This is a genomic window from Pseudomonas sp. P7548 (genome assembly GCF_013386585.1).
GTDB lineage: Bacteria > Pseudomonadota > Gammaproteobacteria > Pseudomonadales > Pseudomonadaceae > Aquipseudomonas.
Genome location: NZ_JACARO010000148.1, coordinates 1 through 1,196, shown reverse-complemented (window position 1 = coordinate 1,196; position 1,196 = coordinate 1). Strand labels below are relative to the sequence as shown.

Sequence of the window (1,196 nt, the reverse complement as noted above, 5' to 3'; positions counted from 1 at the left end):
GTCGGCCCGGAAGTGCGGGTGGCCATCGCCATGCCGCGCAGTGCCGAGATCATGGTGGCGTTCCTTGCCGTCATGAAGGCAGGCGGCGTGTACGTACCGCTGGACATCGAATACCCGCGCGACCGCCTGCTGTACATGATGCAGGACAGCCGCTCGCAATTATTGCTGACGCATACGGCGGTGCAGCAGCGGCTGCCGATTCCGGAAGGCCTGCAAGCGCTGGCGGTCGATGATGCAGCGGCGTGGTCCGATTGCAGCGAGGCAGCGCCGCAGGTTGCGCTGGATGGCGACAACCTCGCCTACGTGATCTACACCTCCGGTTCCACCGGCATGCCTAAAGGCGTGGCGGTGTCCCACGGCCCGTTGGTGGCGCACATCATCGCCACTGGCGAACGTTATGAAACGTCGCCGTCCGACTGTGAACTGCACTTCATGTCGTTCGCCTTCGACGGCTCCCACGAAGGCTGGATGCACCCGTTGATCAACGGTGCCAGCGTGCTGATCCGTGACGACAGCCTGTGGCTGCCCGAGTACACCTACCAGCAGATGCACCGGCACAACGTCACCATGGCGGTGTTCCCGCCCGTGTACCTGCAGCAATTGGCCGAACACGCCGAGCGCGACGGCAACCCTCCGGCGGTGCGCGTGTATTGCTTCGGCGGCGATGCGGTGGCCCAGGCCAGCTACGACCTGGCCTGGCGCGCACTGCGCCCGACCTACCTGTTCAACGGCTACGGCCCGACGGAAACCGTGGTCACGCCATTGCTGTGGAAGGCGCGCAGAGGCGACCCATGCGGCGCGGTGTATGCGCCCATCGGCACCTTGCTCGGCAATCGCAGTGGCTACGTGCTGGACAGCCAACTGAACCTGCAACCGATCGGTGTGGCTGGCGAGTTGTACCTGGGCGGTGAGGGCGTAGCGCGCGGTTACCTGGAGCGTCCGGCGTTGACCGCCGAACGTTTTGTCCCAGACCCGTTCGGCAAGCCCGGCAGCCGCGTGTACCGCAGTGGCGACCTGACCCGTGGCCGTCCCGATGGGGTGGTGGATTACTTGGGGCGTGTTGACCACCAGGTGAAAATCCGTGGTTTCCGTATCGAGCTGGGCGAAATCGAAGCGCGCCTGCGTGAGCAGGAGAGTGTGGGCGAAACCGTGGTGGTGGCCCAGGAAGGCCCGACCGGCAAGCAACTGGTGGCCTA

At 65.2% G+C, this 1,196-nt stretch carries 1 protein-coding gene; it reads left to right on the top strand.

Going from position 1 to position 1,196, the window contains the following annotated elements:
* A partial coding sequence (locus tag HX803_RS31630; RefSeq protein WP_178926002.1) for an amino acid adenylation domain-containing protein occupies positions 1-1,196 on the top strand: 1,196 nt, incomplete at both ends.